At 56.3% G+C, this 23,688-nt stretch carries 20 protein-coding genes; 13 read left to right on the top strand and 7 right to left on the bottom strand.

From position 1 onward, the window contains the following. Positions 1 to 206: 206 nt before the first annotated feature. The 4 genes from AACY09_RS16635 to choX all read right to left on the bottom strand — a co-directional run bounded on the left by AACY09_RS16635 (position 207) and on the right by choX (position 3,806). A complete protein-coding gene (locus AACY09_RS16635; RefSeq protein ID WP_339489579.1) occupies positions 207 to 680 on the bottom strand; it encodes a thioesterase family protein in 474 nt (157 codons plus the stop codon). 53 nt (positions 681 to 733) lie between these two features. Then, positions 734 to 1,699: an L-carnitine dehydrogenase gene (locus AACY09_RS16640; RefSeq protein WP_339489580.1), complete on the bottom strand. Its 966-nt coding sequence runs from the start codon at positions 1,697 to 1,699 to the stop codon at positions 734 to 736. Between the two features lie 211 nt (positions 1,700 to 1,910). Then, positions 1,911 to 2,795, bottom strand: a complete 885-nt coding sequence (locus tag AACY09_RS16645; protein ID WP_339489581.1) for a BKACE family enzyme — start codon at positions 2,793 to 2,795, stop codon at positions 1,911 to 1,913. Positions 2,796 to 2,870: 75 nt separating this feature from the next. Beyond that, positions 2,871 to 3,806, bottom strand: a complete 936-nt coding sequence (choX, locus tag AACY09_RS16650) for a choline ABC transporter substrate-binding protein (protein WP_339489582.1) — start codon at positions 3,804 to 3,806, stop codon at positions 2,871 to 2,873. A 267-nt stretch (positions 3,807 to 4,073) separates the two neighbouring features. Here choX and AACY09_RS16655 point away from each other — a divergent pair, with 267 nt between their 5' ends. The 8 genes from AACY09_RS16655 to AACY09_RS16690 all read left to right on the top strand — a co-directional run bounded on the left by AACY09_RS16655 (position 4,074) and on the right by AACY09_RS16690 (position 13,442). Then, complete coding sequence (locus tag AACY09_RS16655; protein ID WP_339489584.1) at positions 4,074 to 5,015, top strand: GlxA family transcriptional regulator; 942 nt, start codon at positions 4,074 to 4,076, stop codon at positions 5,013 to 5,015. A 230-nt stretch (positions 5,016 to 5,245) separates the two neighbouring features. Further along, entirely contained in the window at positions 5,246 to 6,223 is a 978-nt protein-coding gene (locus tag AACY09_RS16660) for a dipeptidase (RefSeq protein ID WP_339489585.1), read from the top strand. 80 nt (positions 6,224 to 6,303) lie between these two features. Then, positions 6,304 to 6,834, top strand: coding sequence for a DUF5943 domain-containing protein (locus tag AACY09_RS16665; RefSeq protein ID WP_339489586.1), 531 nt, complete (start codon positions 6,304 to 6,306; stop codon positions 6,832 to 6,834). Between the two features lie 39 nt (positions 6,835 to 6,873). After that, positions 6,874 to 8,934 carry a dimethylglycine demethylation protein DgcA gene (gene dgcA / locus AACY09_RS16670; RefSeq protein WP_339489587.1) on the top strand — a complete coding sequence of 687 codons (2,061 nt, stop codon included), beginning with the start codon at positions 6,874 to 6,876 and terminating at the stop codon, positions 8,932 to 8,934. Positions 8,935 to 9,212: 278 nt separating this feature from the next. Beyond that, on the top strand, positions 9,213 to 11,162 hold the full coding sequence (gene dgcB / locus AACY09_RS16675; RefSeq protein ID WP_339489588.1) for a dimethylglycine demethylation protein DgcB: 1,950 nt from the start codon (positions 9,213 to 9,215) through the stop codon (positions 11,160 to 11,162). Continuing rightward, positions 11,159 to 12,382, top strand: a complete 1,224-nt coding sequence (gene etfA / locus AACY09_RS16680; RefSeq protein ID WP_339489589.1) for an electron transfer flavoprotein subunit alpha — start codon at positions 11,159 to 11,161, stop codon at positions 12,380 to 12,382. Before dgcB ends, etfA begins: the two co-directional genes overlap by 4 nt. Continuing rightward, positions 12,372 to 13,166: an electron transfer flavoprotein subunit beta gene (gene etfB / locus AACY09_RS16685; RefSeq protein WP_339489971.1), complete on the top strand. Its 795-nt coding sequence runs from the start codon at positions 12,372 to 12,374 to the stop codon at positions 13,164 to 13,166. Before etfA ends, etfB begins: the two co-directional genes overlap by 11 nt. 24 nt (positions 13,167 to 13,190) lie before the next feature. Further along, positions 13,191 to 13,442 (top strand): hypothetical protein, encoded by a 252-nt coding sequence (locus tag AACY09_RS16690; RefSeq protein ID WP_339489590.1) that lies wholly within the window; start codon positions 13,191 to 13,193, stop codon positions 13,440 to 13,442. A gap of 173 nt (positions 13,443 to 13,615) precedes the next feature. On the opposite strand, the gene AACY09_RS16695 is transcribed toward AACY09_RS16690, so the two are convergent. Then, on the bottom strand, positions 13,616 to 14,719 hold the full coding sequence (locus tag AACY09_RS16695) for a choline metabolism transcriptional regulator GbdR (protein WP_339489592.1): 1,104 nt from the start codon (positions 14,717 to 14,719) through the stop codon (positions 13,616 to 13,618). A 501-nt stretch (positions 14,720 to 15,220) separates the two neighbouring features. After that, positions 15,221 to 16,600, bottom strand: a complete 1,380-nt coding sequence (locus AACY09_RS16700) for an L-serine ammonia-lyase (RefSeq protein WP_339489593.1) — start codon at positions 16,598 to 16,600, stop codon at positions 15,221 to 15,223. A 1,034-nt stretch (positions 16,601 to 17,634) separates the two neighbouring features. Here AACY09_RS16700 and AACY09_RS16705 point away from each other — a divergent pair. The 4 genes from AACY09_RS16705 to AACY09_RS16720 all read left to right on the top strand — a co-directional run bounded on the left by AACY09_RS16705 (position 17,635) and on the right by AACY09_RS16720 (position 21,782). After that, on the top strand, positions 17,635 to 18,834 hold the full coding sequence (locus AACY09_RS16705; protein ID WP_339489594.1) for a quaternary amine ABC transporter ATP-binding protein: 1,200 nt from the start codon (positions 17,635 to 17,637) through the stop codon (positions 18,832 to 18,834). A 2-nt stretch (positions 18,835 to 18,836) separates the two neighbouring features. Then, positions 18,837 to 19,721 carry an ABC transporter permease gene (locus AACY09_RS16710; RefSeq protein ID WP_339489595.1) on the top strand — a complete coding sequence of 295 codons (885 nt, stop codon included), beginning with the start codon at positions 18,837 to 18,839 and terminating at the stop codon, positions 19,719 to 19,721. Positions 19,722 to 19,757: 36 nt separating this feature from the next. Then, entirely contained in the window at positions 19,758 to 20,702 is a 945-nt protein-coding gene (locus AACY09_RS16715) for a choline ABC transporter substrate-binding protein (protein ID WP_339489596.1), read from the top strand. A gap of 222 nt (positions 20,703 to 20,924) precedes the next feature. Then, positions 20,925 to 21,782, top strand: coding sequence for a glycine betaine ABC transporter substrate-binding protein (locus AACY09_RS16720; RefSeq protein ID WP_339489598.1), 858 nt, complete (start codon positions 20,925 to 20,927; stop codon positions 21,780 to 21,782). A 129-nt stretch (positions 21,783 to 21,911) separates the two neighbouring features. Here AACY09_RS16720 and AACY09_RS16725 read toward each other — a convergent pair whose 3' ends face one another. Next, positions 21,912 to 22,286: a MarR family winged helix-turn-helix transcriptional regulator gene (locus AACY09_RS16725; RefSeq protein WP_339489600.1), complete on the bottom strand. Its 375-nt coding sequence runs from the start codon at positions 22,284 to 22,286 to the stop codon at positions 21,912 to 21,914. Between the two features lie 205 nt (positions 22,287 to 22,491). Here AACY09_RS16725 and AACY09_RS16730 point away from each other — a divergent pair, with 205 nt between their 5' ends. Then, positions 22,492 to 23,676: an efflux RND transporter periplasmic adaptor subunit gene (locus AACY09_RS16730; RefSeq protein WP_339489602.1), complete on the top strand. Its 1,185-nt coding sequence runs from the start codon at positions 22,492 to 22,494 to the stop codon at positions 23,674 to 23,676. The last annotated feature ends 12 nt before the right edge of the window (positions 23,677 to 23,688 follow it).

Genomic DNA, 23,688 nt, shown 5'->3' on the forward strand with positions numbered 1-23,688 from the left:
ATGTCGCTGAGTTTGCTGCTGGTAATAGCGCTATTGGTTTACGGGCTAACGGCGCTAGTGCCGAGCCACAAATCGGCTAAACCCAGCGACAACGTTTGAAGCCCGCGTTGCACGAACCATGGTGGGCAAGCTTCGCGTTGCCGCACCCTACAAGGGCCACCATTGGCGGCTGCCAACGCAAGATGACTAGGCCACGTCGGTGATTATCAGCGCTTGGGCAAGCCAATAACGCGGCCAACATACACTGGCGCCGGCAGAGGGTGATGGGCGGCGGCCAAGGTATCGACTCTCGCTTGCACGGCCTCTGCAAATACCGCTGAGCGCCCGCTGTTAACGTCGATATTCATCAGCATTTGCTCGCTTTCGGCCAACGCCGCCTCGACGCCAGCCAGGTGCAAGCTGTGATGAATATGCAGACGTTTCTGGTCATGGGCGAGGATCTGTGTGCGCACTTCAACCAGCGCGCCCAAACGCACCTCGTTGAGGTAATTGAGATGGCATTCAAGGGTATACAGCGTATGGCCAGTATTCGCCCTGCCCGCTTCATCAAGACCGAGATGATCCATCAGCGAGTCAGTGGCATAGCTGAAAATCAGCAGATAGAAGGCATCGCGCAGGTGCTGGTTGTAATCTACCCACTCAGGCAACACCTCGGTTTTGTATGTCGTTAGCCGGGTCATTGACGACTCCTATCGATACGCTGCCAAGTCCGGCTTGGCAGCGTGAACCCTGATCAGTCTGCGGGCGCAAAACCGTGCTTGGCTTTGGTTTGCTTGATCGCCTCTTGCACAGCAATCAGGCAATCATCGCGGTAGCGTTCCAACTCGGCAATGCTGCGCTCGCCTTGCTGCGCGGCAGTGCCCTCAACCACGCTGTCGATCAGGCCTTCGGTTAACTCCGGCGCCTCGAGATAGGTCCACGGCAGTTTCAACGCCGGGCCAAACTGATTCATGAAATGGCGCATACCGGCATCGCCACCGGCCAAGGTGTAGGTCAGGAAAGTGCCCATAAATGACCAGCGCAGGCCAGCACCGAAGCGGATTGCATCATCAATCTCGCCGGTGGTGGCAACGCCATCGTTGATAAGATGCAATGCTTCACGCCACAAGGCTTCGAGCAAACGATCGGCAATAAAACCCGGCACTTCTTTACGCACATGCAAGGCGCGCATGCCAATGGCGGTGTAAACCTGCATTGCCGCTTCGACAGCCTCAGGTGCGGTCTTTTCGCCGCCAACCACTTCGACCAATGGCAACAGGTAGACCGGATTAAACGGATGCCCCACCACGCAGCGCTCTGGATGCTGTGACTTGGCGTAAAACTCGCTGGGCAACAGCCCGGAGGTGCTGGAGCCGATCAGTGCATCAGGCCGCGCCGCCGCGCTGATTTTAGCGTGTAGATCAAGTTTCAGGGCCAGCACCTCAGGTGCGCTTTCCTGAATGAAATCGGCCTCCTGCACGCACTCTTCAATGCTCACGGCAAAACGCAAACGCGTCTGTGCTGCGCCCTCAGCCAGACCTTGCTTTTCCAGCGCCGGCCAGGCGTTCGCCACCCGCTGACGCAATACAGCTTCTGCACCCGGCGCAGGGTCCCAAGCCACAACATCAAGGCCATGAGCCAATGCACGGGCCACCCAACCACTGCCGATGACACCGGTGCATATGGCGGCGAAGGTTTTTACTTCGGTGACAAACTTCATAGCGACTCCATTGATTCTAAGCAGGTGCGGCGCAAGGATTAGGGACCTTCTGAAAAAGGTAGCGAGCGCGGGGAGTACAAGGCGAAAAGATGCGAAAAACGACCGGGGTCGCGTTCGACTTTAGTTGTCCTAAATGAGCATTTTGAGCAGTTTTTCAACGCAGCATGGGCTGCCCCAGTAATACCTAGCGCAGTAGTTTTTCAAAGGTTCCTTAAACGGATTTAAGCTTCATCTTCACCCGACCTTCAGCCGGCGTCAGTGCGCGGCCGCCAAGGCGTTGGATAATTTCAACCACACGCTCTACCAGTTGACCATTGGTGGCGTGAACGCCACGGTCCAGCCAGATATTGTCTTCAAGCCCAACTCGCACATGGCCGCCCAACAGCATGGCTTGCGCGGCCATTGGCATTTGCGTGCGACCGATACCGAAACCTGCCCAGGTTGCACCGGCTGGCAGGTTATCGACCATGGCTTTCATGCTCACGGTGTCTGCCGGTGCGCCCCATGGGATGCCCAGGCACAGCTGGAACAGTGGGTCTTCAAGCAGCCCTTCTTTAAGCATCTGCTTGGCGAACCACAGGTGCCCGGTGTCAAAAATTTCCAGCTCGGCCTTTACGCCCAGCTCGGTAATGCGTTTAGCGCCGGCACGCAGCTGCGCCGGGGTGGAGACATAGATATAGTCGCCATCACCAAAATTCAGGGTGCCGCAATCCAGGGTGCAGATTTCCGGGCGCAGCGCTTCAATGTGCTTGAGCCGCTCCATTGGGCCGACCAGATCAGTACCTGCGCCAAACTCCAGCGGTTGCTCACCTGGACCGATTTCAAGATCACCGCCCATACCGGCCGTGAGGTTGATAATGACATCAGTGCCGCTTTCGCGGATGCGCTCAACCACTTCACGGTACAGTTCAACATCGCGGCTCGGCTTGCCGGTTTTTGGGTCACGGACGTGACAATGAGCAACCGTAGCGCCAGCCTTTGCCGCTTCAATTGCCGCATCGGCAATCTGCTTAGGCGTCACAGGGATTGCCGGATGCCGACCGACTGTATCTCCAGCACCGGTGACTGCGCAGGTGACAATGACTTCATAGTTCATGGTGCGACTCCTTTATTTCAGGCAACAACAACCCATACGCGGACACGCCGCGCATGGGAATGCATCAAGGTAGTTTTACTTCAGGGTGGCAATAACGCCGTCAGCAGGCTTGCCGTCAAAGGTGGTGACACCCTTGAGCCAGCCGCTAACAACCTGCGGATTGGCTTTGATCCACTCGCGGGCAACATCTTCAGGCTTTTTGCGGTCCATAATCGGTGCCATCATCTGGCTTTCCTGCTCGCTGGTAAAACGCATATTGCTCAGCAGTTGGTTCACATTGGGGCAGCGCTCAGCGTAATCCGGTGCGGTAACAGTCGAAACCGTGGCAGCGCCATCATTCGGGCCGAATACGTCTTCTGTGCCGGAGAGGTAGGTGATTGGGTGCTGCAGGTTCATTGGGTGCGGCTTCCAACCGAAGAACACGATTGGCTTGTCGCTGCGCGCCGCACGGTTAACCGCTGCGAGCATGCCGGCTTCGCTGGACTCAATAAGCTTGAACTCGCCCAACCCAAACTGGTTGGTATCAATCATTTTCTGAATCGCCGTGTTCGCGCCTGAACCCGCATCAATACCGTAGATTTTGCCATCGAGCTGATCTTTGAACTTGGCAATGTCAGCCATGGTCTTCAGACCTTTGTCAGCGCTGGAGGTGAGTACGGCAGGTGCCGCCACTGCATCACTGAGCGAGGGTGTATCCATCACCTTGACTGCTTTCTTCTCAAGGAACGGCTGGATATTGTCGTCCATGATCGGCTTCCAGTAGCCGAGGAACACGTCAATCTGGTCTTTCTGGATACCGGCGAAAATGATTTGCTGCGATGCCTGGGTCTGCTTGGTTTCATAGCCAAGCCCTTCAAGCAGGGTGGAGGCTACTGCGGTGGTTGCAACAACATCCGTCCAGCCGACTGCACCGACACGCACGTTCTTACAGCTTGCTTGTTCCGCAGCCAACAACGACGAGCTGCACAGGGCGAGTACACAGCCACCGGCGATTAAATTAAGACGTTTCATAGTTTTGCTCCCTCGCTTTACGGTTTATATCCAAGGTCTCGATGTGCAGAAAAAACAGCCTGCGACAGGGCCCGGATTTTGTTCTGTAGAGGCTTTGCCGCCCCTCCGTGTTCGGGCTTGATAACACCCGATGCAGCCACAATACCCAAGAATGCGCTGGATAAAGCGCACTTTAACGACTGTTTATGGAACTATAGCGACTGCAACACGGGGTAGCGCTGCTGCCCAGCGCCATCTGAATCCGTCACGAAGAGGTCAATCAAGGCAATGCCCACTACTTTCTGGTTTCTGCTGCTACCGGGCTTTTCGATGATGGGCTTGATGTCCGCCACTGAGCCCTTGCGCGTCGCCAACCGCTTCAAGGGCGAGCTCTATGACTGGCGCTTGATCAGCATAGATGGTGGCCCCGTGGAGGCCAGCAATGGCATGTCACTGAACGTCGAGAGTGCTCTGGACCATCACGAGCAGCCTCATACGGTGTTTGTGATCAGCGGGTTTGAGCCCCTGGCCGGTTACACCCAGCCATTGTCGAGCTGGCTGCACCGGCTGGATCGTGAAGATGTGGTGCTGGGCGCTATCGACACCGGCAGCTTTATTCTGGCCGAAGCCAAATTGCTGAATAAACAACGTATCACCCTGCATTGGGAGGCGATCAACGCATTTCAGGAGCGCTACCCGAGCCTTAATGTCACCCAGGAATTATTTGAGATAGACGGCAAACGCATTACCACGGCGGGCGGCACATCGACCATAGACATGATGCTGACCTTGATCGCCCGGGATCACGGCGAACCCATGGCGGTCAAGGTCTCGGAACAGTTTGTACTCGGTCGTATTCGCTCACGTCAGGATCACCAGCGCATGCAGGTCACCAGCCGTTACGGCGTGCACAATAAAAAGCTCAGCCTGGTTATCGCTGAAATTGAACGTCGCAGTGAAAACCCGCTAACGCCGCAGCAATTGGCCGATATGGTGCAGATAACCCCCCGTCAGCTTGAACGTTTGTTTCGCCAGCACCTCAATGACACTCCGGCCAATTTCTACCTCAACCTGCGCCTGGATAAAGCCCGGCAACTGCTGCGCCAAAGTGATATGAGCGTGTTGGAAGTCGCACTCGCCTGCGGCTTTGAATCTTCGTCCTATTTCTCCCGGCGCTACCGCAAACGTTTCCAGACCAGCCCCAGCCAGGATCGCCATGAGCACAGTTGATCAATCTCTGGCGAGCAAATAAGCAAGCGATGAACAAGCACAGAGAGCGAATGGGAAAAGCATCATCCCGCGTAACGGGCGATGCGATGACCTATCAATTTGCGACCTGTTGTTGACGCTTTCGGCAATCCCTCAGTCGTTTTTACACCGGGTTATTTCACCCCTCGGGGATATGCTCACCTCAAAGCGTCATCAGCAGATGTGACGCAAGAACCTGAGGGGACAGCCTGATGAGCCCAGCCGAATTGCACGCCGACAGCATCGTTATAGACGGGCTGATTATCGCTAAATGGAACCGTGAACTGTTTGCTGACATGCGCAAAGGTGGCCTGACAGCGGCCAACTGCACGGTGTCGGTCTGGGAAGGGTTCCAGGCCACCGTCAATAACATCGGCGCCAGCCAAAAACTGATTCGCGAGAACAGCGACTTAGTTATTCCGGTGCGCACCACGGCTGATATCCGTAGCGCCAAAGAACAGGGCAAAACCGGGATCATCTTTGGCTTCCAGAATGCCCACGCCTTTGAAGACCAGATTGCCTATGTTGAGGTGTTCAAGCAGCTGGGCGTTGGCATCGTACAAATGTGCTACAACACGCAAAACCTCGTTGGTACCGGCTGCTATGAGCGTGACGGCGGCCTGTCCGGCTTCGGCCGGGAGATCGTTGCCGAGATGAACCGCGTCGGCATCATGTGCGATCTGTCCCACGTGGGGTCAAAGACCAGTGAAGAAGTCATTCTCGAATCGAAAAAACCGGTGTGCTACTCACATTGCCTGCCTTCCGGCCTCAAAGATCACCCGCGCAACAAATCCGATGAAGAGCTTAAATTTATTGCCGACCACGGCGGCTTCGTCGGCGTCACCATGTTTGCCCCTTTCCTCGCCAAAGGCATCGACTCAACCATCGACGATTACGCCGAAGCGATTGAGTACGTGATGAATATTGTCGGTGAAGACGCCATCGGCATTGGCACCGACTTTACCCAGGGTCACGGTCAGGATTTCTTTGAGTGGCTGACCCACGACAAAGGCTATGCACGGCGCCTGACCAGCTTCGGCAAGATCGTCAACCCGCTGGGCATCCGCACTGTCGGCGAATTTCCCAACCTCACCGAAACCTTGCTCAAGCGCGGCATGCCAGAACGCGTTGTGCGCAAGGTCATGGGCGATAACTGGGTACGTGTGCTTGCCGACGTCTGGGGCGAATAGTCGCCACCTGCCTGCAGCCATCCAGCGCTAGGGCGACATCGCCACTTCTGTGCAAAGCACACAAATTTTGGAGTTTGACCATGTCCACACACGTACCTGAAATGCCCATCCAAGTTGACGATGAGACTGGGGTTTGGACCACCGATGCCCTGCCGATGCTCTACGTTCCACGCCACTTCTTCGTCAATAACCACAAGGGTATTGAAGAAGTGCTGGGCGCAGAGGCCTATGCCGAGATCCTCTACAAAGCGGGCTACAAGTCGGCTTGGCACTGGTGTGAGAAAGAAGCCGAATGTCACGGCATGAGCGGCGTAGCGGTGTTTGAGCACTACATGAAGCGCCTGTCACAGCGCGGCTGGGGCTTGTTCAAAATTGAGCATATCAACCTTGAGAAAGGCACCGCTGAAGTACGCCTTGAGCACTCGGCCTTTGTTTATGTGTACGGCAAATGCGGACGCAAGGTCGATTACATGTTCACCGGCTGGTTTGCCGGGGCCATGGACCAAATCCTCGAAGCCAGCGGAAGCGATGTCCGCACCGTCGCCGAACAAGAATTTGGTGCATCCGAAGACGGCCACGAGCACGGCCTCTTCGTTGTTAAACCTATTTGACCCAGCCGCTGTAAAGCACCGCCAGCTGAGGAGTATGAAATGGCTTTCGAGGCAATGTTCCAGCCGATCCAGATCGGCAAATTGACGGTCCGCAACCGTGTAATCAGCACAGCGCACGCCGAGGTGTATGCCACTGATGGCGGCATGACCACCGAGCGCTACGTCAAGTATTACGAAGAAAAGGCCAAGGGCGGCATCGGCCTGGCGATTTGCGGCGGGTCATCGGTTGTTGCCATCGATAGCCCGCAACAGTGGTGGAGTTCGGTAAATCTGGCGACCGACCGGATCATTCCGCACTTCCAGAATCTTGCCGACGCCATGCACAAGCACGGCGCCAAGATCATGATTCAGATCACCCACATGGGCCGCCGCTCACGCTGGGACGGCTTCCACTGGCCAACCTTGATGTCACCGTCGGGCATCCGCGAGCCCGTACATCGCGCCACCTGCAAAACCATCGAGCCAGAAGAAATCTGGCGGGTTATCGGTAATTATGCGCAAGCCGCACGCCGGGCCAAGGCAGGGGGTTTGGACGGTGTCGAGCTGTCGGCGGTACACCAGCACATGATCGATCAATTCTGGTCGCCACGGGTTAATAAACGTGAAGACGAATGGGGCGGCAGCTTTGAAAAGCGCATGCGCTTTGGCCTGGAAGTGCTTAAAGCGGTGCGCGCCGAAGTCGGTGATGATTTCTGCGTGGGCATGCGCCTCTGCGGTGACGAGTTCCACCCGGACGGCCTCACCCACGAGGACATGAAGCAAATCGCCAAGTACTACGACGACACCGGCATGCTCGACTTTATCGGCGTGGTTGGCTCAGGTTGCGACACGCACAACACCCTGGCCAACGTCATTCCCAATATGAGCTACCCGCCAGAGCCATTTCTGCATTTGGCAGCCGGCATCAAGGAAGTGGTCAAGGTGCCGGTGCTGCACGCTCAGAACATCAAGGACCCGAATCAGGCCACACGCATTCTTGAAGGCGGCTATGTCGACATGGTCGGCATGACCCGCGCGCACATTGCCGACCCGCACCTGATCGCCAAGATCAAAATGGGTCAGATTGATCAGATCAAACAGTGCGTCGGCGCCAACTACTGCATCGACCGCCAATACCAAGGCCTGGATGTTCTGTGCATCCAGAACGCCGCCACCTCCCGTGAATATATGGGTGTGCCGCACATTATCGAGAAGACCACCGGCGTTAAGCGCAAAGTGGTGGTAGTCGGTGGCGGCCCAGCGGGGATGGAAGCGGCGCGCGTGGCGGCGGAACGCGGTCACGATGTCACCCTGTTCGAGAAGAAAGATCAGCTCGGCGGGCAGATCACCACGGCGTCAAAGGCTCCACAACGCGACCAGATTGCCGGCATTACCCGCTGGTTTCAGCTCGAACTGGCACGTTTGCATGTGGACCTGCGCCTCGGCACTGGCGCTGATGAAGCAACCATTCTCGACCTGCGCCCAGACATCGTGGTGCTGGCCAACGGTGGTCATCCATTTGTTGAGCAAAATCCGCAATGGGGTGCGGAAGAAGGCTTGATTGTCAGCAGCTGGGACATTCTCGATGGCACCGTTGCGCCGGGTAAAAACGTGCTGGTGTACGACACCATTTGCGAGTTCACCGGCATGTCGGTGGCGGATTTCCTTGCCGACAAAGGTGCGCAGGTTGAGATCGTCACCGACGACATAAAGCCCGGCGTGGCAATTGGCGGCACATCGTTCCCCACCTACTACCGCAGCATGTACCCCAAAGAAGTGATCATGACTGGCGACCTGATGCTGGAAAAAGTCTACCGCGAAGGCGACAAACTGGTGGCGGTATTGGAGAACGAATACACCGGCGCCCATGAGGAGCGCGTGATCGATCAGGTGGTGGTCGAGAACGGCGTGCGTCCCGATGAACGCCTGTACTACGCACTCAAAGAAGGCTCACGCAACAAAGGCCAGATTGATGTTGAAGCGCTTTTTGCCATTGAACCGCAACCTTGCCTGAGTGAGAGCGGCGATGGCTACTTGCTGTTTCGCATCGGCGACTGCGTGGCTCAGCGAAATACACACGCCGCCATCTACGACGCCCTGCGCTTGTGTAAAGACTTCTGATCGGCCTGATCGGCCCCTGAGCGCGCTGTGCTGCGTTGTTCCCCTTGCCAATAGAACCACTATTGGCTGCGGTGAACGCCTTGCCCAGCACACTCAGTGACTCGATCAAGTACGACATAGATTGGTAAGGGCAAGGGCAAGAGCAGAGGCTTTTGTAGTAGAAAATCTAAGCCTGAATTACACCGCGCTGGTGGGAAATCAGCACTGAATATAAAAACTGGTGGGCTGGAAATTAGCCAACTCCCCCTTGTTATGCGGTCCCGCTAGGGAGACCCGAGATGTTGAATACTGTTTTGCCTGTCCTGCTGTTCGTCGCGCTGGCGCTGGCAGTCGTGGGCGCACTGAAACGCTTTGCCATGTGGCGACGCGGCCGTGCCGCTCAGGTTGACTGGCTTGGCGGGCTGCTCGCGATGCCGCGCCGTTATATGGTTGATCTGCACCATGTGGTGGCTCGCGACAAATACATCGCCAATACCCACGTCGCAACTGCTGGCGGTTTCGTGTTGGCCGCTGTATTAGCGATTCTGGTGCATGGCTTTGGCCTGCATAACCGCATTCTTGGCTTTGTTCTGTTGGCCGCCACGGTGCTGATGTTCATTGGCGCAATATTTGTCGCCAAGCGGCGCCTCAATCCTCCTTCGCGGCTGTCAAAAGGGCCGTGGATGCGCTTGCCGAAAAGCTTGCTGATGTTCTCCGCCAGCCTGTTTATCGCCACTTTACCGGTTGCCGGAATTGTGCCGATTGGCTTCGGCGGCTGGCTCTTGGCTGCAGTTCTGCTGGTGGGTATTGCCTGGGGCGTTAGCGAGCTGTTCTTCGGCATGACATGGGGCGGGCCGATGAAGCACGCATTTGCCGGCGCCCTGCATCTGGCATGGCACCGTCGCGCCGAGCGTTTTGCTGGCGGCCGCTCCACTGGATTAAAGGCCCTTGACCTGGACAACCCGCAGGCGCCGCTTGGGGTCGAAAAACCCAGCGACTTCACCTGGAACCAACTGCTCGGCTTTGACGCCTGCGTGCAATGCGGCAAATGCGAAGCCGCGTGCCCGGCCTTTGCCGCCGGCCAGCCGCTGAACCCGAAAAAGCTGATTCAGGACATGGTTGTCGGCCTCGCTGGCGGCACTGATGCCAAGTTTGCCGGTTCGCCCTACCCGGGCAAGCGCATTGGTGAACACAGTGGCGGTCCGCACCTGCCCATTGTCGCGTTGCACGGCAAGGCCTTGGTCGATGCGGAAACCCTGTGGTCATGCACCACTTGCCGCGCTTGCGTTGAAGAATGTCCGATGATGATCGAGCATGTCGATGCCATTATCGACATGCGCCGCCACCTGACATTGGAAAGAGGCGCCACGCCAAACAAGGGTGCCGAAGTGCTGGAGAACCTGATTGCCACCGACAACCCCGGCGGCTTCGCACCCGGCGGCCGATTGAACTGGGCCGCAGATCTCGATCTCCCCCTGATGCGCGACAAGCAACAGGCCGATGTCCTGTTCTGGGTCGGTGACGGGGCATTCGACATGCGCAATCAACGCACCTTGCGCGCACTGGTCAAGGTCCTCAAAGCCGCGAACGTCGACTTTGCCGTGCTGGGTCTGGAGGAGCGCGACAGCGGCGATGTCGCACGCCGCTTGGGCGATGAAGCCACCTTTCAACAGCTGGCCAGGCGCAATATCGACACCTTGGCCCAATACCGCTTCAAGACCATCGTCAGCGCCGATCCGCACAGTTTCCATGTACTGAAAAACGAGTATGGCGCATTCGGCGGCGACTACAGCGTGATGCATCACAGCACCTTCATCGAACAGCTGATCAGCGCTGGAAAACTCAATCTGGGCAAGCATCAGAATGCCTCTGTCACCTATCACGACCCTTGCTACCTGGGCCGTTACAACGGCGAATATGAAGCGCCGCGCAAGGTTCTTGATGCCATTGGCATTGAAGTCAAAGAGATGCAGCGCTCCGGCTTTCGCTCACGCTGCTGTGGCGGCGGCGGTGGCGCGCCCATTACCGATATTCCCGGCAAGCAGCGGATTCCTGACATGCGCATGGTCGATATCATCGAAACCGGCGCAGAGGTTGTCGCCGTAGGCTGCCCGCAGTGCACTGTGATGCTTGAAGGCGTGGTTGAACCGCGGCCGCAAATCAAAGACATCGCCGAACTGGTTGCCGAGGTGTTGATTGAATCCGCAGCGGTTCGCCCCGCTCAACGCCAAGCAGCGGAGGCCGTATGAGTGAGATTATTCGCCGCGACCCGCATGCCGAGTGGATTGCACGCAACCGCCTGCATCCGCTGCATGCGAGCCTGCAAAGCAGCGTTTCAAGCTGGCTCAGCGCAGACGGCGTGCCGCGCAAGAACCCACATGCGGTCGGGTTTATCGGGCCCAACGGGATCAAACGCATCGACCGTTCTGGTGCGCAGCAAGCCAGCACCGACAAACGCAGCAGCGCGCCAACCGTGGTGGAATTGCCACTGCACATCGTCGAGCAGCCGGCATTTCATATCTGCGTGGTACCCGACATGGTCGGCGGCCGCTTGAGCAGTCACGACAAGGATTTGCTTGGCCTCGCCCGTAAACTGGCAGGCGCGGAGGGTGCGGTGGTGGGGGTGATCTTTGCCGAACACAAGGAAAGTGCCTTCGACACTGCGGGCGTCGACCGCATTGTGCACTTTACCGACGCGGTGTTTGACGGCTATGCGCCGGAGCAGCGTGTGGGTGCCCTGGTTCGCGTCGAAAGCCAACTGGCTCCGCGCCATTGGCTGCTGCCAGACAGCCGCAATGGTGGCGGCGAACTAGGCCGCAGGCTGGCCGCGAAACTGTCAGAGCGTCCGGCTACCCGCGTCTGGCAAGTGGCCGACGAACAGAGTATTGGGCGAGCCGGTGCGGGCCGTGAAGATCTACAGCGCCCTGCCCCGCGCTTGATTCTGGCCATGGCTGAATGTGCTGAACCGATCAGTGAAACCCGCCATCAGGCGCTGCCTTTACAGCTGCAGGATGCAATCAATACAAGCCGCTCGCGCATCGATGATCTTGGTGCGGTGGCGGTGGACCCGGCATTGATTCCGATGGCTGAGGCGGAATTTATTCTGTCAGGCGGCAACGGTGTTAAAGACTGGCCACTGTTCCATCAGGCGGCGGCAACATTGGGCGCCACCGAAGGCGCTTCGCGGGTGGCGGTCGATGACGGCTTTATGCCGCGCAATCGCCAAGTGGGCGCAACCGGCACCTGGGTTACCGCACGGGTGTACCTCGCCGTGGGTATATCCGGCGCCATTCAACACTTACAAGGGATTGGCGCCTGCGACAAAGTTGTCGCAGTAAACATGGACGCCAATTGCGACATGGTTAAACGCGCTGACTTATCGGTTATCGGCGACTCGGCGGCGATCCTTCAGGCATTGATTGCGCGCATTGACGCCCATCGGCAGGGAGGCATTCGTGATGCAGCCTGATCCGCTAACTTCAACAGAATTCAAGGTCGTGGCCCTGGTTTCAGTCGGCGCTCACCCAACCTCGGGCCGCCCCCGGCGCGCTGAACAAGACGCCCGCGCAGTCGAACTCGGTTTGCGGATCGCAGGCGAAGCGCTTCAGGTCGTGCATGCCGGTGATCCGCAGCAAGAAGCTTTACGGGGTTACTTAGGCATGGGCATCAGACAACTTCAGGTGCTTGAACAGCCGCCGCAAACCGATGTTGTTCATGCCCTGAGCGAGTATTTGCAGGACGCCGATGCCCAGCTCATCCTCACCGGCAGCCAGGCGGAAACCGGCGAAGGCTCCGGCATGCTCCCCTATTTGCTGGCTGAGCAACTGGGCTGGCCGATCGTAGTCGGGCTGGCTGAAGTTGAGCGCATTGACCAGGATATTGCGCACGTACTGCAAGCGCTGCCCCGCGGCCAACGCCGGCGCTTGCAAGTGCAGATGCCGTTTATCGCCAGTGTCGATAACGCCGCGCCGCTTGCACGACAAAGTGCCTTTGGTCCAGCACGACGCGGTGAGTTGCACGCTACAGCAGCCAACGTCTGCCCCGATCCTCTGTTCAGTGACGGCCAATTGCAGCCCGCACGGCCAAGGCCCAAACGGCTTAAAGTGATCAAGGCCAAAACCGGCGCCGAACGGATGAAAGCTGCGACAGCGAAAGCATCGGGCGGCGGTGGCCAAGTGCTAAAAGACTGCTCGCCAACGGAGGCAGCCGAGGCTATCTTCAAATTACTAATCGATGAAGGCGTGCTGCGTTAAGCCGCCAATCGCAGGAGCTTTACCATGATGCACGCTGACTTGATTGATCAGGAAGACCTGCGCGAGCGCCTCAATGCCATTGGCCTGGCGATTCCATCAGGAGCAACCGCTGAGCAAGCTTGCGCTCAGGCCGTCAGTGGCCTAAGCCCGGACCGTGCATTGGCCTTACGCCGAGTGGTCGAGGATTTATTGGGCGGCAGTGCCACCCTGTTGCCTGCGGTGCGCGAGGCGATTTCGCGCACGCTGTTACCGGCCCTGGTACCACAAAACAAGTAAAGCGGATGACGCCGTTATCATCCGCCGTCGATCCCCGCGTAACTAGCCAATATTGATGCAATATTGATTGAGCCATGGGCGACAGCTTAGCGTTGTCACGACCCTTTGCGCCTGCGACTGCGCCCTCTGCTCAACCTGTCGGCGGGCAACCTGCGCATTGCCCGCCTGAGCCCTTAAATACGCACGCTGGCAAAGGTCGATTCACCTTGCGCCCGGGTCAATGCCGCCATGGCACTGGATGACGAAGGCCGCATCAGGTCTTCGGTTACTGGCACCAGCGAGACGATCTTCGACAGGCTATTGCCCGCCCGTTCATCACGCGGTGGAATCCCGAAATACTCGCGGTAGCACTTGGAAAAGTGCGGCGTTGAAACAAAACCACATACCGAAGCCACTTCAATAATCGACATCGAGGTTTGCTTGAGCAACTGACGCGCACGAATCAGGCGCAGCTTCAGGTAATAACGCGATGGCGAGCAGTGCAGGTACTTTTGAAACAAGCGCTCCAATTGACGCCGCGAAACATCGACATAGCAGGCCAGTTCGTCGAGGTCGATCGGCTCTTCAAGGTTGGCTTCCATCAACGCAACGATTTCCTGCAACTTGGGTTGGTTCGTCCCGAGCATGTGCTTGAGGGGAACCCGCTGATGGTCTTGCTCGTTTCGAATACGCTCGTAGATAAACATCTCGGAAATTGCGGCCGCCAGCTCACGCCCGTGCTCACGGCCGATCTGGTGCAGCATCATGTCCATCGGCGCGGTGCCGCCAGACGAGGTATTGCGGTTACGATCAATCGAGAACAGGCGTGTGGTGATGGCTGCACGCGGGAAGGCTTCCTGCATCGAAGCCAGGCATTCCCAATGCACACTGCAGTCATATCCGTCGAGCAGGCCTGCTTTGGCCAAGGCCCAGCTACCGGTACACACTGCGCCGATATGCCGCCCTTGACGGGCCATGAGTTGCAGCCATTGCAAATGTTCGCGGGTCACGCTGCGCTGGATATCGACGCCGCCACACACGATCACCGCGTCCAGCTTGGGTACGCTGCTCAGAGAAGCATCTGGGCTGATATTCAGTCCATCACTGGCTGTGACTTGCGCACCCGTTAGGGTAATGGTGTACCAGCGATACAGCTCCTTACCAGAAAGCTGATTGGCCATACGCAGAGGCTCGATTGCCGAAGCCAGGGAAATCAGGGTGAAATTATCCAGAAGCAAAAAGCCGATGGTCTGAGGTAACTGGTTCGGAGGCTGAGCCCCGCTGGTGGACTGCGACATTTAGCAAACCCTCACACAAGCACGTAGTTGAGCTTTAACAGCTCTTTCTTGGAATAGATCTACGATTGTCAGCGCGAAACTCAGGCCAGTCATGAACGGCTTCAGTCACTGTCCATAACTCAACATCCACACTGTGCATCGTACGTCTGGTTACCGCAGCCCCAGACTGGCAGTAATCACAACGCAAAGGCCATGCCTAAATTGATTGGCCGTTCAATAAAAAAAATCCCTCGCTACAAGCCACGCCATATCAGCATGCGCGACAACGACGAAACCATTCGGAAAACGACCTGAAGGCAAGTAGCCATGCGGCTTTGAGCATTTTCGTAGCACCATTCAAACAGCTGTTTGTAACCCCGCCTCAAAACTTCAACCACGCAGTAACAGACCAGCGGTAATGGAAGCACGGGGTCACCAGCGGAACGAAAGCACCGTATTCGAGGTGGGCGCGCACCAGAAGCAGGCAGAAAGGGTTTCAACGACCTGGAACTGTTCAAATCTTCAACATTCGATCGCGCTCACGGCCAAGCCGCCGCGTGACGTTTCTTTGTATTTATCCTGCATATCCGCGCCTGTATCACGCATGGTGCGGATCACTCGATCCAGAGAAATAAAGTGTTTACCGTCGCCACGCAATGCCATTTGTGCAGCATTAATGGCCTTGACCGCAGCAATGGCGTTGCGCTCAATGCAGGGCACCTGCACTAAGCCGCCTACCGGGTCGCAGGTCAGGCCAAGGTTATGCTCCAAGCCAATTTCCGCAGCGTTCTCCAGTTGCTCGGGCGTTGCCCCGAGAATTTCGGCCAGCCCTGCAGCCGCCATGGCGCAGGCCGAACCCACCTCCCCCTGACACCCCACTTCTGCGCCGGAGATGGACGCGTTCTTTTTACATAAAATACCCACTGCTGCAGCGCTGAGCAGGTAGTCAACAACATCATCGTCGCATGCGTCCGGGTTGAACTTCATGTAGTAATGCAACACCGCCGGAATAATGCCTGCGGCGCCATTCGTAGGCGCCGTGACCATGCGCCCACCCGCTGCATTCTCCTCGTTAACTGCCAGGGCGAAGAGGTTGACCCATTCCATTGCCGAGAGCGTAGAGCCGATCACATTCGGCTTACCCAGCTCAAGCAGACTGCGATGTAACTTCGCGGCACGCCGTTGCACCTGCAGGCCGCCGGGTAAAATACCTTCATGACGCAGCCCCTGCTCGACGCAATCACGCATCGCCTGCCAGAGCGTCAGCAGGCCACTGCGGATCTGCGCTTCGCTGCGCCATGCCTGCTCGTTGGCCATCATCAACTCACTGACCCGCAACCTGTGCTGCTCGCACAATGCCAATAACTGCGCAGCACTCGAAAAGTCATAGGGCAGTTGGGTGTGATCCTGATCCAGCGTGCCGGTCGCTGCTTGCGCTTGATCCACCACAAAGCCTCCGCCTACTGAGTAGTAGGTATTGCTGTGCAGCTCGCGGTGGTCGGCGTCGAAAGCGCTCAAGATCAGCGCATTGGGGTGATACGGCAGATTCTCCTCGAGCAGCAACATGTCACGTTGCCAGTCAAAGCGGATCAGCGGGCCATCGCCCAACTGAAGCTGGCAATCTGTCTTAAGTTTGCTGATTAGCGGCAGCACCTGTCGCGGATCAACCGTATCTGGCAGCTCGCCCATCAAGCCGATCAGCACCGCGTTGTCACTGCCATGGCCAACCCCTGTCGCCGCGAGCGAACCATAGAGGCGCACTTCTATACGTGAAGTTTGCATCAGTAGCTGATGGGTTTGCAGCGCAGCTAGAAACTGAGCGGCAGCGCGCATTGGCCCTACTGTGTGCGAGCTGGAGGGACCAATACCAATTTTGAAAAGGTCAAATACACTAATAGCCACGACAGTTTCCTCAAGGGAATCGTTGTATGGCCGCCATGATCAGGATTTCAGCGCGCGACTGACGCCTAACACCGACTTGTTCATATCCAAATCCGTCAGTGCTGCCGACTCAGGACCAACAGACCTATCCAGCGAACTGAAGACAGGGTGCTGTTTTTATCGAGCACATCGACACTGCCAATGTGAGCTATACCTAAGCCATAAAACGCTGCCAACCCGAGCGTCCAAACCAATGAAATAGTTGAGAAAAACAACGCAACACAACGGCGCATTAATGCTAAAAATGCAACAACCGGAGGGTTCGGCAACAGTCTGTTCAGGGTCAAAAATGTGCAATAAAAACTACACTGCGGCGTGAAATTTCACCAAAAAACAGTTTTTTTTCAGCATTTTCTGATTCCGCCACAGGCCCCGGCCTACGGCGGCTGCGTCCGACTCAAACCCTGAAAACCACGCACGGCGCGGCTTTCAGCCTTGGCCTTGAGGGTAAAAAGTCTGTTATGGTTTTAATAGGTATGCGCAATGTCGCCGCCCAACACGTCAGGGTCGCTAATCGACAATTGTCGCCACTAGAAGCCTATATCGTTGAGTCAGCCGATTTCGTCGCTGTTGCTTGAACCGAGCAAACAGACCGAGGCCCAAAGCCTCGGACCGAAGTAGAAAAACGTGCTGGCCAACCCCGAAGTGGGCGCCAGCCCAACAAAAAATATTCGGATGTACGCGCATCTCAGGTTGAGATGTGTTCACCCAAAGGATTGGGCTTCAAAACACTGCCAGAGGGTTTGGAAAGCAGTTTGCAACACGGCATAGCAGGGTTTGATCAAAAAAACGCCAATCAATCGCCCACCGCCTTAACGGCACATGGGGCGACGCTTTGGTGGTGCCTGATTAATCCTCGTTCACCGCAACGCAATTGGCCAACCACATCCTGGAACCACGTAAACCCACACAGACACGAACAGTCGGCATCACTCTGCCATCGAGCAGCGTTCCGCGTAACTGATCTGGATGTCTTCTGAAGGGGAACAAATCCCATGCAGTCTGGAAAAATCGTCGTAAAGAACCTGTACAAGGTTTTTGGCCAAAATGAACAAGAAGCAATCGACCTGCTTAAAGAAGGTTGGAGCAAGGACAAAATCCTTGCTGAAAAAGGTTCGGTAATCGGCGTCAGTGACGTTTCGTTTAGCGTCGAAGAAGGCGAGATATTCGTCCTCATGGGCCTCTCCGGCTCGGGTAAATCCACGCTGATTCGTTTGATCAACCGCCTGGTTGAACCGAGCGCAGGTGATGTTTTCATTGATGGGCAGAACGTTGCAAAACTGCCGAAGTCGCAATTGATCGATCTGCGACGTCGCGACATGAGCATGGTCTTTCAGTCCTTCGCATTGATGCCTTCACGTACCGTGCTGGACAACGCAGCATTCGGCCTTGAAGTGGCCGGCATCAGCCGTAAAGAGCGCGAAGAGCGGGCAATGAAGGTTCTCACCCAAGTAGGCCTCGACACCTTTGCCCACAAGCATCCTCATGAACTCTCCGGCGGTATGCAGCAGCGTGTTGGCCTGGCCCGCGCACTGGCAGTAGACCCCTCGATGATCATCATGGATGAAGCCTTCTCGGCACTCGACCCACTCAAGCGTCGTGAAATGCAGGATGTGCTGCTGGAACTGCAAAAAACTGATCGTCGCACCATCATCTTCGTATCCCACGATATCGAAGAAGCCATGCGCATCGGTAACCGCATCGGCATCATGGAGGGCGGCAAACTGATTCAGGTCGGCACGCCGCAAGAGTTGGTCGACAACCCCGCCAATGATTACGTGCGTAACTTCTTCGACACCGTCGACACCAATCGCTACCTGACTGCCGGCCAACTCAAGGCAGACAGCGTGCCGCTTTTCGTGCACAACGGCAGTGCGCCCGATGCACAAATGGTTTGCCAGAAACTGCAAGACATGGACAAGCACTACGCCTTTATCGTTGACCAGGACAACGTTTTTCAAGGCTCTATCAGCCTCGAAAAAATCGCGCTATTGGTCGAAGACGGTCAACCGCATTTGCTCGATGCCGAGGTGCTCAAGCAGATCGAATGTGCACCTGAAGACATGCCGCTCAACGAAGTTATCGAGCGCTTGGTTGATAACGAAGGCCCCATTCCCGTCAAGGATGAAAATGGCCGCTACAGCGGTGCCATCAGCAAGGGTCGTCTTCTGACCCGCATGCAGCAGGGAGACTGATCATGAGCGATAAAAAACTCGACCTCGGCAGCTGGGTAAATGATGTTGTCCAGCACCTGCTGGATAACTACAGCGGAGCATTCGACAGCATCGGTCAGGTTGTCAGTGGTTTCTCTGAAGCCATTGAAGCGGTGCTGATGTACCCGCCAGCGTGGCTGTTAATCGCTATATTCGTTGCACTGGGCCTCTGGCGTATCGGCTTGCGCTTCGCGATTTTTACTGCGGTCGCGTTCGTGCTGATCGTCATGACCGGCTTCTGGGAGCAAACGGTGGTGACCCTCGGCCTGACCTTCTCGGCAACGCTGATCAGCTTGGTTCTGGGTATTCCGCTCGGCATATGGGCTGCGAAAAGCGAGCGCGTGGCGATGATTATCCGGCCAATCCTCGACTTTATGCAGACCATGCCAGCCTTCGTTTACCTGATCCCGGCAGCTATGCTTTTCGGCCTTGGTCGCGTTCCCGGCATCATTGCAACCGTGATCTTCGCGATGCCCCCTGCCGTGCGCTTGACCAGCTTGGGCATTCGTCAGGTCAACAAGGAAATCGTTGAGGCCGGCCAGTCGTTCGGCTGTAACGGTCGTCAATTACTGTTCAAGGTGCAACTGCCCAATGCGATGCCGTCCATTATGGCGGGCGTTAACCAGACCATCATGATGGCCCTGTCGATGGTGATTATTGCCTCGATGGTCGGCGCCGGTGGCTTGGGGAACGACGTACTGGCGAGCATCCAACGTCTGGATATCGGTCTAGGCTTTGAAAGCGGCATGGCCGTGGTGTTGCTGGCAATCATCCTTGACCGCATTACTGAAAGCTTTGGCACACCTAAGCAAGAAAATAATCGCAGCAGTGTTGTTACTTGGCTGAGCGAAAAACTACAACGTCAATAAGTGTGCTTTTTCATTTAAAAGACTAGGGAGTGGCAAATGAACACGATTAAGACCCTTGCAGGAATTGGCCTGCTGACCTGCGCTATGATCCAGGGCGCATGGGCTGCAGAGCCTGCTAGCTGTAAGCAGGTAAAGTTTGCAGAAATTGGCTGGGCAGATATTTCCGCGACCACAGGCGTTGCCATGACCTTGACTGAAGGTCTGGGCTATCAGCCACGCAAAATCCTCGCCTCAGTGCCTATCGCATTCACCGGCGTAAAGAAAAAGCAGATTGATGTGTTCCTCGGCTACTGGGCGCCATCCATGGATGCGGTCATCGAGCCCTTCCTTAAGGACGGCGGGGTTAAGGTGCTGCCTAAGGCCAACCTCGAAGGGGCCAAGTACACCCTGGCTGTACCGACCTACGCTGCTGAGGCGGGCTTGAAAAGCTTTCAGGATATCGCCAAGTTCAAAGATCAACTGGGCGGCAAAATCTACGGCATTGAGCCGGGCAACGACGGTAACCTGCTGATCGAGAAGATGATCAAAGGCGATCAGTTCGGCCTTGGCGACTTCCGCATGGTTGAGTCCAGTGAAGCGGGCATGCTGGTTCAGGTTCAACGCGCCGTGAAGAAGAAAGAGCCGGTGGTTTTCCTTGGCTGGGCACCGCACCCGATGAACACCCAGTTTGACCTGACTTACCTGTCCGGCGGTGACGATGTATTCGGCCCTGACTACGGCGCAGCCAAGGTCTACACCGTTGTCTCACCAGGCTATGAAGAGCAGTGCCCTAACGTCGGCAAGCTGCTCAACAACCTGCAGTTCTCGGTCGAAATCGAAAGCCAGCTGATGGAAAAAGTTCTGGATAAGCAGAACCCGACCGAAGTGGCTAAAGAGTGGATCAAAGCGCACCCAGAATCCCTTGATAAGTGGCTTGCCGGTGTAACCACTGTTGATGGTGAAGATGGCGTTGCCGCCGTTAAGAAATTCGTCGGCCTGTAAACCGGCCGATTGTTTCAATGCCTTCCCAGCCGGTTTGACGGGGGGCGTTGATAAAGCTGGCAAACAGTGTTTGCCAGCTGACTGGGCGACTCGATTTAAATCGAGCGTCCCTGTGGACCAAAAGGGTGTAGCCGGCGTTAGCGCGGCTGCAACAAGGCCCGCAATCAGAACGAGCCAGTCAATCTATAACAACTGCCACTCACACTGACGGAGCAAAACCCTATGCGAAAAATCAAATCATTGTGTCTGCAAAGCCTCGGCGTTGCGGCCCTGGCACTTGGCATGTCATCAGCAATGGCTGCTGACAAGCCGGAACTGAAAATCGGTTTCGTAAACGGCTGGGACGACAGCGTCGCAGTGAGTAATGTCGCCGCTGAAATTCTCGAAAGCAAACTTGGCTACAGCGTTAAGCTGCAAGCTGTAGAGCCCGCAATCATGTGGCAAGGCGTGGCCCGCGGGGACCTTGATGCCACCCTGTCTGCTTGGTTGCCGGTGACGCACGGCGAATACTTCAAGCGGTTCAAGGACAAGGTTGAAGTCCTGGGTACTAACTACGAAGGGGCTAAAATCGGTCTGATCGTCCCTGACTATTTTGCCGCTAAAAGCATTGAAGACCTGAACAAGTACAGCAAAGACATCGACGGTAAAATTACCGGGATTGATGCCGGTGCCGGGGTTATGCGCCGTACAGAAGATGCTATCAAACAGTACAACCTCGACATTAAACTAATGCCAAGCTCAGGCCCAGGCATGGCGACCGCCCTGACCCGTGCCGAGAAGGACAAAAAAGCAATCGTGGTCACTGGCTGGATTCCACACTGGATGTTCGCCAAATGGAAACTGCGCTTTCTGGAAGATCCGAAGAAAGTCTTCGGTGACGCAGAGCACGTAGACACAGTGGCAAACCCAGCGCTGGCGACCAAAGCGCCTGAAGCGGCTGCGTTCCTGAAGAAAATTTCCTGGAATGGCGAAGAAGTGGGTGCCGTTATGTTGGCCATCCGTGAGGGCGCTGATCCTAAAGATGCGGCCAAGAAGTGGATTGCTGATAACCCTGAGCGTGTAGCGCAGTGGCTTAAATAAGCCAAGGCCTCGTGCGCAACTGCGGATTTCATCCTGGCTGTTTTCTGCAGCTTTAAAAAAAGCGGACTTCGGTCCGTTTTTTTGTGGTTTTTTTCTGGCGTTTAACTCTGTTGATCAGGCTGTGCCTGGTTAACTCTCAGGAGGAAGGCACTTCTGGAGCAGCACCAGCAGGGTTTCGCGCTCAGCATCAGTCAGCGGTGAAAATGCCGACACTTCAACCGCATAGAAAATATCCAAGGCTTGCTCTTTAACCTGTTCGCCTTGAGCGGTCAGGCTCAATTGCACGCTGCGTTGATCCTGCAGGTCTGGTTTACGCGTTATCCAGCCGCGGCCTTCAAGACTGCGCACTCGCCGCGTAATCAAGGCCTTGTCGCAACCATTGAGTTTTGTCAGCGCCAGCGGGTTTAAACCCGGTTGCAGCGCCAATTGCTCAAGTAACAAGACATCGGGCGGATTAAGTGCAAGTTTTGCGTCACGCAAATCACGTAAAACACTGTGCCTCATTGTCATAATCAGCCGACGCAAAGTGCGAGATAACGCTTGGTTGGTCACGGTGAAACACTCTGAAGTAAGGATTCTGTAAACAATGTTGACTCTGTCAACCATATCGCGAGAATGTTGACCCTATCAACTATATCGCCTTTTGTACTGGACGTGCCTGCTCGAGAAAGCAGCGCGGTTTTCAGTAGGTCGTAACGGAGAGCTGGGCATGCAAGGCAACCTGAGACCCCTGATAATTAGCTCGATGGTTGCATTGAGTATCTTGTTAACTGGCTGCGATGAGGCCAGCGCGCCAAAAGCCAAAGAGACACAACAAGTTGGCATCATCACGCTCAAAGCCAAGCCATACGAGCAAACGGTCGACCTGCCAGGACGCACCACGGCACTGCGCACCGCAGAAGTCAGGCCTCAGGTTGACGGCATCATCCTCAAGCGCCTGTTTGAAGAAGGCCATGATGTAAAAGCCGGGCAAGTGCTTTATCAGATCGACCCCGCCACCTACCAAGCCACGCTAAAGAGCGCCGAGGCGACACTGGCCTCGGCTAAAGCCAAAGCCAAGCGCTATGAGTTGCTCGTCTCCAACCAGGCGGTTAGTCGTCAAGACTACGAAGCCGCACGCGCTGCCAGCCTCGAAGCTGAAGCGGCAACAGATCAGGCTCGAATCAACCTGCGCTACAGCAAGATTACCGCCCCCATCAGCGGTCGCATCGGGCGCTCGGCGTTTACCGAAGGCGCGCTAGTGACCAACGGCCAGAGCACGGCCCTGGCCACGATCAAACAGTACGATCCGATTTATGTCGACGTTACTCAGTCGGTCAAAGAGCAATTGGCACTGCGCAAAGCCATCGCCGCCGGGGAGCTCGACAAGGCCGGTAAGAATCAGGCACAAGCCAAGTTGATCCTGCCCGACGGTAGCTATTACCAACACACCGGGACCCTGCAGTTTTCCGAAGTGTCAGTGGATGAAACGACCGGCTCGGTCAGCCTGCGGGCCGTATTCCCTAACCCCGACCATATTTTGCTGCCCGGCATGTTTGTGCACACCAAGTTGATTAGCGGCGTGCGCAAAAAAGCCATTCTTGCGCCCCAGCAAGGCATCAGCCGCGACCACAAAGGCCAACCGGTGGCCATGTTGGTGGACGCCGACAATAAAGTAGTGCTGCGCCCGGTTACCACCCACAGCACCTCCGGCAGCAACTGGCTGATTACTGCGGGCCTGAAGGATGGCGACCGGTTGATCACCGAAGGTTTGCAGTACGTGCTGCCTGGCGATACGGTCAAGCCTGTCGCTGCCAAGAATATAAAAGACGATACCGATGCCGCGCCGGAACCCGAGATAGAGACAGAAGCAGACCCCTCGACCATTCCGGCACCTGCCGTCGACCCTCAATAAGGAGCGGCACGC

This window comes from Pseudomonas sp. EL_65y_Pfl2_R95, assembly GCF_963971045.1.
Lineage (GTDB): Bacteria > Pseudomonadota > Gammaproteobacteria > Pseudomonadales > Pseudomonadaceae > Aquipseudomonas.

Excerpts from the sequence above, each read along its gene's own strand:
- AACY09_RS16710 (WP_339489595.1), top strand. The coding sequence starts at position 18,837 with ATGAGCGATAAAAAACTCGACCTCGGCAGCTGGGTAAATGATGTTGTC.
- choX (WP_339489582.1), bottom strand. The coding sequence starts at position 3,806 with ATGAAACGTCTTAATTTAATCGCCGGTGGCTGTGTACTCGCCCTGTGC.
- etfA (WP_339489589.1), top strand. The coding sequence starts at position 11,159 with ATGAGTGAGATTATTCGCCGCGACCCGCATGCCGAGTGGATTGCACGC.
- dgcB (WP_339489588.1), top strand. The coding sequence starts at position 9,213 with ATGTTGAATACTGTTTTGCCTGTCCTGCTGTTCGTCGCGCTGGCGCTG.
- AACY09_RS16690 (WP_339489590.1), top strand. The coding sequence starts at position 13,191 with ATGATGCACGCTGACTTGATTGATCAGGAAGACCTGCGCGAGCGCCTC.
- AACY09_RS16715 (WP_339489596.1), top strand. The coding sequence starts at position 19,758 with ATGAACACGATTAAGACCCTTGCAGGAATTGGCCTGCTGACCTGCGCT.
- AACY09_RS16645 (WP_339489581.1), bottom strand. The coding sequence starts at position 2,795 with ATGAACTATGAAGTCATTGTCACCTGCGCAGTCACCGGTGCTGGAGAT.
- dgcA (WP_339489587.1), top strand. The coding sequence starts at position 6,874 with ATGGCTTTCGAGGCAATGTTCCAGCCGATCCAGATCGGCAAATTGACG.
- AACY09_RS16665 (WP_339489586.1), top strand. The coding sequence starts at position 6,304 with ATGTCCACACACGTACCTGAAATGCCCATCCAAGTTGACGATGAGACT.
- AACY09_RS16655 (WP_339489584.1), top strand. The coding sequence starts at position 4,074 with ATGCCCACTACTTTCTGGTTTCTGCTGCTACCGGGCTTTTCGATGATG.
- AACY09_RS16640 (WP_339489580.1), bottom strand. The coding sequence starts at position 1,699 with ATGAAGTTTGTCACCGAAGTAAAAACCTTCGCCGCCATATGCACCGGT.
- AACY09_RS16695 (WP_339489592.1), bottom strand. The coding sequence starts at position 14,719 with ATGTCGCAGTCCACCAGCGGGGCTCAGCCTCCGAACCAGTTACCTCAG.
- AACY09_RS16660 (WP_339489585.1), top strand. The coding sequence starts at position 5,246 with ATGAGCCCAGCCGAATTGCACGCCGACAGCATCGTTATAGACGGGCTG.
- AACY09_RS16705 (WP_339489594.1), top strand. The coding sequence starts at position 17,635 with ATGCAGTCTGGAAAAATCGTCGTAAAGAACCTGTACAAGGTTTTTGGC.
- AACY09_RS16730 (WP_339489602.1), top strand. The coding sequence starts at position 22,492 with ATGCAAGGCAACCTGAGACCCCTGATAATTAGCTCGATGGTTGCATTG.
- etfB (WP_339489971.1), top strand. The coding sequence starts at position 12,372 with ATGCAGCCTGATCCGCTAACTTCAACAGAATTCAAGGTCGTGGCCCTG.
- AACY09_RS16725 (WP_339489600.1), bottom strand. The coding sequence starts at position 22,286 with ATGAGGCACAGTGTTTTACGTGATTTGCGTGACGCAAAACTTGCACTT.
- AACY09_RS16635 (WP_339489579.1), bottom strand. The coding sequence starts at position 680 with ATGACCCGGCTAACGACATACAAAACCGAGGTGTTGCCTGAGTGGGTA.
- AACY09_RS16720 (WP_339489598.1), top strand. The coding sequence starts at position 20,925 with ATGCGAAAAATCAAATCATTGTGTCTGCAAAGCCTCGGCGTTGCGGCC.